The following is a 6,297-nucleotide window of genomic DNA, read 5'->3' on the forward strand; positions in this document are numbered from 1 at the left end:
ATTACGTACGGATTACGTACGGTGACCAGAGTAGGCCGATCCACGTCGTAGCCAGAACCTTGGACGGAACGTTCGATCTGACGGTGTCCAACGAAGGCCCGCCAATCTCCGAAAAGGCGCTGGCAAACCTCTTCAAGCCATACACGCGAGGCGACCGGCCCAGTCAGCAGGGTCTGGGACTTGGTCTCTACATTGCTTCGCAAATCGCCCAGGCCCATGGAGGCAAATTGAGTGCGATATCGACCGGACGCGAAACGACCTTCTCTTTCGAGATGCCGATCTAGGCGGGCCGGGAGCAGGATCGTCTGGAGCCAGGTTATTGCTTTACGCTGGCCGGGAAAATGAGCGACTGATCGTCGATCTCCTGATCCGCGAGCTGATGGACGCCCGCCATGGCGTGCAGCTCGACCAAGGACGGCATGGCCGCGGCGGACAGCTCTATCGAGCGAGGTTGCGTCCTGAAGATCAGAGCAGAAGCGGCGATCAGAGCTGCAACAACGAAACAGGCGATCAGCGACCGGCGCATATGGCGTCTCCCACGTCTATGTGGAGAACAGAAAGCTTAACAAACAATAATGACCGCTAAACGCGGGCGCTCGACTCAGCGAACGCCGTTGTGGCGGACTCCTGCACGAAATGATCAAGGATGCCGGCGGCACCAAGTGCGACGACGGCGGCGAACAGACAGGCAATTATGAAAACGCGCATTCTGTTGATCCCTACCCCTGCAACCTAGCACGCTTCCAAACGGATTTGTGCAGCGGCCGTACAAAACGCTGTGTTCAACCTGGAAGTGCGAAGGCCTCCGCCTCGATATCGATGAACGTCCGTCCGAGCGCGCCGACCGCCGCATAGAAGTCCGCCGAACTGGCCCGCTCGAGATCAACGAAAAAGCGCCTCATCCAGCGTGAAACATGCTGATCAAAGAAAATGCGCTCGGCATCCGCTGGCGCTGGAATGCTCCCGCCGGCGAAGCCTGCCATGATCTCACAGAGAAATCCCGCGTGATCTTCGGGCTCCGTACGTTCCGGAGCCGCTTCGAGGCCGAGACCCTCGAGAGTTTCCCGCAACCGCGCGAGTGGACGGCCATACAGGGTATCGGACAGGTAGTGTGACGCATAAGGCAGCAGCGCCCGCTTGCCCAACCCTGCAAAGAGGGCGAAGAACTCGCTCGATGCGGCCTGCTCATTGGTCCGGCGCGCTGCATCCGCCAGCGCCATGTGCGCCTTGCCCATCGCACTCGCATCGCCGTGCAATGCAGAGATCCGGCGCAGCAGCTGCGCGTCCGGGCTGCGCGTCAGCAACGTCGCCAACAGGGCATATTCCTGCGCCCGGGCGAGGTCGAATTCATCGACGATACGCACTGAAGCGATTGTTGAAGTTGGATCCATCATTGTTCGATCGCGCAAGACATATCATCCTGCCGGTTGCTAGCGGGGCAATGCGCTGCCATGACGTCGTGCTCGCCGGGAGGGAAGCTCTTCGGCGGGAGGACTGACGGACTGCATGCTCTCACTCCGGTCCTGGTCAGGTCGTGCCGTGGCATCATCGGGCAGCGATTGAGCTGCCAATATCGTCGGTTCGAGAATGGGCTGTTCGGCATCAAGCTTTCCTTGCGGAATGAGCTCGGTTGGCGGCGGCACGTCCGCAAGCGCGTCACCCACCTGCTCGAGCCCCTTTGACATCCGCGCGACAAGATCGGCGACGTTGTCCGCCGGATCGAGCGGGCCAAATCCGGGAATTGCGTTGGGATCGTTGAAATCCCACTGATTCTCCGCGATCCCGATGAAGTCGCGGATCGCAGGGTCGGTTGCCCAGGCACGGCGCAATGCCAGGCGCCTCAGTTCGGCCGGAACGCCCGTCTGCAGGAACGCCGCAATGTCGGTGTGAGCGCTGATAGATTCGATCGACGGTAAACTGGCGAGATCGAAAGGCTGGTCGTTCCCGTCATTCGCTACGGACGGCTCGGCAGCCTGCTCTTTGTCGACCGGAGCAAGTTCAGCGTTTTGGCTTTTCGAGGCTTGCTTGAGCCGCGCCCAGCGAACGAAGACGTTAGTCTCTGACATCGATCTCTCTCATGCCGCTGCTAACGATTGCGCTGCCGTTTGACGAATGGTCGTTCGACATGATGCTCGGCGACGAACCGGCCGACGATCTCGGAGATGCCTGGTGGCATCGGCACGGCTTCGACCAGATTGCTGCCTGCATCGGTAAACGCCTCGCCCTCCGCCGGATCGGCCGTGACCGCGAGCAGCTCGTAGGGCGGCTCGGAGCCGGTCGGACGCAAATTGACCCACAGCGTGGGCGAGCCTGACGTGAGATTATCGCGATAGTTGGTGGTTTCGGTCCGGTGCAGCTCGATCACGGCATCACCGGCATAGAACAACGTGACCTCGCCTTCGCCACCAATCGGAGTCCACGGCTTCGCGGACGGCTCTCCCGCGAACACCGAGACGGGCCGCCACAGAAAATCGGCCCACGCACTCTTCGCCTTGCGCCGTTCGATTGCGACACCGACAGCGATGCGTGCAAGACTTGTCGAGACCAATGTACCCTCTCGCGATCGAGACGTGGTTCCTGCTTCCGAAGCCAATCCAGCGAAGCCGCGCGCTCGCGCCCGGCGAGAGCGATAATCGTGCGCTCGTGATACGGGCGTCGTCTTTTCCGATACGCGGAGTATATACTTCGGGGGTGAACGGGCCAGTAGGTGGCCGCTCTATTTTGGGAGCCGCGAGATATTGTGACCGTCATATCTGACACCGGCAGGCGCCTCCTGATCTGCTCGTGCGAAGGGACGATGCCGCTCGATGCAGACGCAATTCGCCGCGGCTGCCGCGGTGAAGTGACGGCAGCGACGCAGCTCTGCGGCGCCGAACTCGGCCGATTCAAGGCTGTCGCCGCCGAAGATGGTCCGCTCACGGTGGCCTGCACGCAGCAGGCAGCACTGTTTTCGCAGGTTGCTTCCGAAAATAATCGTGCGAATTCGATACAGTTTGCCAACATCCGCGAGACCGCCGGATGGTCTGGCGATGCCGACCGCGCCGGACCGAAGATGGTCGCGCTGCTGGCCGCCGCGGCCGAAGTCGCCGCACCCGCGCCGACGGTCCAGCTGGAAAGCGGCGGAGTCATCCTGATCTACGGCCGCGACGAGGCCGCGATCGAGGCTGGCGACTTGCTGAAGGAGCATCTCGACGTCACCGTGCTGATTGCGCCGCCAGCCGCGATCGCACCGCCACGTAACGCCGACTATCCGATTGCCAAGGGCCGGATAACGGGCGTCAAAGGACACCTGGGCGCGTTCGATGTGGTGGTCGACGATTTCGCCGAAGCCGCACCGTCCTCGCGTCGAGCCCTGACGTTTGGCGCGTCGCGCAACAACGCCCGTTCGACCTGCGATATCGTCCTCGACTTGACCGGCGGGCCTGCGCTGGTTCCTGCCGACTTGCGCGATGGCTATCTGCGTGCGGATCCCGGCAGTCCCGCAGCTATCCTCCAGGCCGTGCTGAAAGCGCGCGACCTCGTCGGGACCTTCGAGAAGCCGCGCTACATCACCTTCGACGCCGGGCTTTGCGCACATTCGCGCTCGAAGCGGACCGGCTGCACCCGCTGTCTCGATTTCTGTCCGGCCGGCGCGATCACACCTGCCGGCAACCATGTGGCGATCGACGCCAACATCTGCGCGGGCTGCGGCCAATGCGCGACGGCCTGTCCCACGGGCGCCGCATCCTATGCGCTGCCGGCGGAAGACGCGCTGGTCAGAAAGCTGCGTGCCATGCTGCTCGCATACCGTCAGGCGGGCGGCGAGCGGGCCGTTGTCCTCGTCCATGACGAAGGCCACGGCGCGCCGCTGATCGACGCGCTGTCGCGGTTCGGCGACGGCTTGCCCGCAAACGTGCTGCCGTTCGCGGTCAACGAGGTCACGCAAATCGGGTTGGAAAGCATCATCGCGGCTTTTGCCTATGGCGTGTCGGCGGTGCGCTTCCTGCTGCGGGCCAAGCCGCGCCATGACGTCTCCGGATTGACGCGGACGATCGCGCTCGCCGATCCGATCCTTGCCGGACTCGGCTTCGGCCCGGCCCGGCTTTCCGTCATAGCGACCGACGATCCGGACCATTTGATCGAGGCGCTCCGCACCGCGCCGGCCGACGCGCCCGCTCCGCGCCCTGCGAGCTTCCGCGCCGTGGGCGGCAAGCGCGACGTGCTGCGCTTTGCGCTGGCCGAACTGCACCGCGCGGCGCCTGCACCCGTCGATGTCATTCCGTTGCCCGAAGGCGCGCCGTTCGGGACCGTCGAGATCGATGCTGCCGGCTGCACACTTTGCCTGTCCTGCGTGTCGGTCTGTCCGACGAGTGCCCTGCGCGACGACCCCGAGCGCCCGGCATTGCGTTTTGTCGAAGACTCCTGCGTTCAGTGCGGCCTGTGCCGGACGACGTGCCCGGAAAACGTCATCACACTGGTTCCGCAGATTGATTTCCGTGCCAGTCGGGCGCCAGCCCGCCTTCTCAAGGAAGAGGAGCCGTTTTGCTGTATCCGCTGCGGCAAGCCATTCGGCGTCAAGAGCAGCATCGAGCGTGTGGTCGCGAAGCTCGAAGGCCAGCACTGGATGTATTCGGGCTCGGCGCAGCGGCTCGACGCCATCAAGATGTGCGGCGACTGCCGCGTCGGCTTCGTCGCCGAACAAGGTTTTGAATCTTATGGCGCAACCGGCCCGACCGTCCGCACCACCGACGATTACCTGCGTGACCGGGACGGGAAGCGAGACCCGGACGGCCGCTCCGGCTGAATTGCCCGGTTCAGGTTGGTCCGAGCGCCATCGCGCTATTCAGCCGGCGTGGCCGAGGGTTGCCGGCCTTCCGCTTCGAGCTTTTCGGCGAGCCAGCGGTCGTGATGCTCTCTCGCCCAATTGATATCGACCTCGCCCGTACCCATGGCTTCGAACGCGCCTTCCATGCCGAGCGTGCCGATATAGATGTGTCCCAGGATCAGCGCGATGAAAAGGATCGCGATGACGGCGTGGGCGACCTGGGCGATCTGCATGTCGGCAATGTTAGTGCCGTAGAAGGGAAACAGCAGCACGAATCCCGATGCGGAGACCAGGAGGCCGGCCGCGACCGACAGCCAATAGACCAATTTCTCACCGAGATTGAAGCGGCCTGCAGGCGCATGTTTCGACTTGATGAAGCCACCCCCCTGCTTGACCCAGTCAATATCGACTCGCTTGAACAGATTGTCCCGGAAGAAGAGCACCGTGATCAAAACGAGGCCCGCCACGAAGGCGAAGCTCGTGAAATTGTGCACGTACTTGGCGACCTGGGAGATGTCGGAGAACAGATCCGGGCCGACCAGCGGCCGCAGCAGGACCTTGCCGAAGGTGATGTTCAGGCCGGTCAATCCGAGCAGCACGAACGAAACCGCTGTCAGCCAATGCGCGAACCGCTCGAAAGCCTTGAAGCGGACAATCGTCTGGCCGGAGCGCCCCGCTTCGATGCGAAGCCGGCCCATGATCAGATAAGCAAGCGCGAGCACGGCAAGCATGCCGACGATCACCACCGCCCCACCCCAGTGCAGCAGGACCTCGTGGAAATAATCCCAGGTCCGTCCCGCCGGCTGCATCAGCACGCTGGCTTTGACATCTGGAATGTCGATCCGGCCCTGGATGCGCGGCGCCTGCTCGAGAAGCGTCTTCTGATTGGCCACACTGGCGGTCGGATTGGGCGCCCCGTCGGGACCGAGCTTCTGGGCGAGCACCGGGGCTGTCGTGAGACCGAACAGCATCAACAACAGCGCTACGAAGCGAATGCGTGCGAAAGCCGTCATGACGGATACCCAATCTTCGTCCCTAATCGTCGCGGTAAGCGCAGGTCCCTTATGACTTGACGTCCTCGTGATAGGCGGTTGTCCAGCCCCAGGCTCCGGAGCCGTAGCCGCGCTTCTCGACGCGCTCCTCGTAGATCTGGGCGATGATGTCGCCATCGCCTGCGAGCAGCGACTTGGTCGAGCACATCTCGGCGCACATCGGCAGCTTGCCTTCGCCGAAGCGGTTCGAGCCGTATTTCGCATATTCTTCCGCGCTGCCCGGCGCCYCCGGTCCGCCGCCGCCCGCGCAATAGGTGCACTTGTCCATCTTGCCGCGCGAGCCGAAGTTCCCGACCTGGGGATATTGCGGCGCTCCGAACGGGCAGGCGTAGAAGCAATAGCCGCAGCCGATGCACAAATCCTTGTCGTGCAGGACGATGCCGTCTTCGGTCGGATAGATGCACTTGACCGGACACACCGACGCGCAAGGCGCATCGGTAC

General features: G+C 63.1%; 9 protein-coding genes. 2 read left to right on the forward strand and 7 right to left on the reverse strand.

The annotated features are described in order from the left end of the window. Positions 1 to 284 (forward strand): sensor histidine kinase (locus AB4Z51_RS43885; protein WP_441499670.1); only part of this gene is annotated, 284 nt, incomplete at its 5' end. Between the two features lie 32 nt (positions 285 to 316). Here AB4Z51_RS43885 and AB4Z51_RS43890 read toward each other — a convergent pair. The 5 genes from AB4Z51_RS43890 to AB4Z51_RS43910 form a co-directional block, all read right to left on the reverse strand. Next, a complete protein-coding gene (locus AB4Z51_RS43890) occupies positions 317 to 526 on the reverse strand; it encodes a hypothetical protein (RefSeq protein WP_208083770.1) in 210 nt (69 codons plus the stop codon). 56 nt (positions 527 to 582) lie between these two features. After that, complete coding sequence (locus tag AB4Z51_RS43895; protein WP_256376444.1) at positions 583 to 708, reverse strand: hypothetical protein; 126 nt, start codon at positions 706 to 708, stop codon at positions 583 to 585. 74 nt (positions 709 to 782) lie between these two features. After that, entirely contained in the window at positions 783 to 1,409 is a 627-nt protein-coding gene (locus AB4Z51_RS43900; RefSeq protein WP_441499671.1) for a TorD/DmsD family molecular chaperone, read from the reverse strand. 21 nt (positions 1,410 to 1,430) lie between these two features. Continuing rightward, a complete protein-coding gene (locus AB4Z51_RS43905) occupies positions 1,431 to 2,066 on the reverse strand; it encodes a DUF3306 domain-containing protein (RefSeq protein WP_441499672.1) in 636 nt (211 codons plus the stop codon). Between the two features lie 20 nt (positions 2,067 to 2,086). Continuing rightward, positions 2,087 to 2,548: a DUF3305 domain-containing protein gene (locus AB4Z51_RS43910; RefSeq protein WP_071908873.1), complete on the reverse strand. Its 462-nt coding sequence runs from the start codon at positions 2,546 to 2,548 to the stop codon at positions 2,087 to 2,089. A 249-nt stretch (positions 2,549 to 2,797) separates the two neighbouring features. Between AB4Z51_RS43910 and AB4Z51_RS43915 the strand changes: the two genes are divergently transcribed. Continuing rightward, complete coding sequence (locus tag AB4Z51_RS43915; RefSeq protein ID WP_135214021.1) at positions 2,798 to 4,783, forward strand: 4Fe-4S dicluster domain-containing protein; 1,986 nt, start codon at positions 2,798 to 2,800, stop codon at positions 4,781 to 4,783. A gap of 35 nt (positions 4,784 to 4,818) precedes the next feature. Here AB4Z51_RS43915 and AB4Z51_RS43920 read toward each other — a convergent pair whose 3' ends face one another. Together AB4Z51_RS43920 and AB4Z51_RS43925 are read right to left on the reverse strand one after the other, a co-directional pair. Then, complete coding sequence (locus tag AB4Z51_RS43920; RefSeq protein ID WP_135214020.1) at positions 4,819 to 5,817, reverse strand: formate dehydrogenase subunit gamma; 999 nt, start codon at positions 5,815 to 5,817, stop codon at positions 4,819 to 4,821. A gap of 49 nt (positions 5,818 to 5,866) precedes the next feature. Further along, the coding region (locus AB4Z51_RS43925) for a 4Fe-4S dicluster domain-containing protein (RefSeq protein ID WP_441499673.1) at positions 5,867 to 6,297 on the reverse strand (431 nt) is incomplete at its 5' end.

It is taken from the genome of Bradyrhizobium sp. 2TAF36, assembly GCF_052114925.1.
GTDB classification, from domain to species: Bacteria; Pseudomonadota; Alphaproteobacteria; order Rhizobiales; family Xanthobacteraceae; genus Bradyrhizobium; species Bradyrhizobium barranii.

What these genes read in the sequence shown, in the direction of transcription:
- AB4Z51_RS43890 (WP_208083770.1), bottom strand. Translation starts at nt 526, where the DNA reads ATGCGCCGGTCGCTGATCGCCTGTTTCGTTGTTGCAGCTCTGATCGCC.
- AB4Z51_RS43915 (WP_135214021.1), top strand. Translation starts at nt 2,798, where the DNA reads ATGCCGCTCGATGCAGACGCAATTCGCCGCGGCTGCCGCGGTGAAGTG.
- AB4Z51_RS43905 (WP_441499672.1), bottom strand. Translation starts at nt 2,066, where the DNA reads ATGTCAGAGACTAACGTCTTCGTTCGCTGGGCGCGGCTCAAGCAAGCC.
- AB4Z51_RS43895 (WP_256376444.1), bottom strand. Translation starts at nt 708, where the DNA reads ATGCGCGTTTTCATAATTGCCTGTCTGTTCGCCGCCGTCGTCGCACTT.
- AB4Z51_RS43920 (WP_135214020.1), bottom strand. Translation starts at nt 5,817, where the DNA reads ATGACGGCTTTCGCACGCATTCGCTTCGTAGCGCTGTTGTTGATGCTG.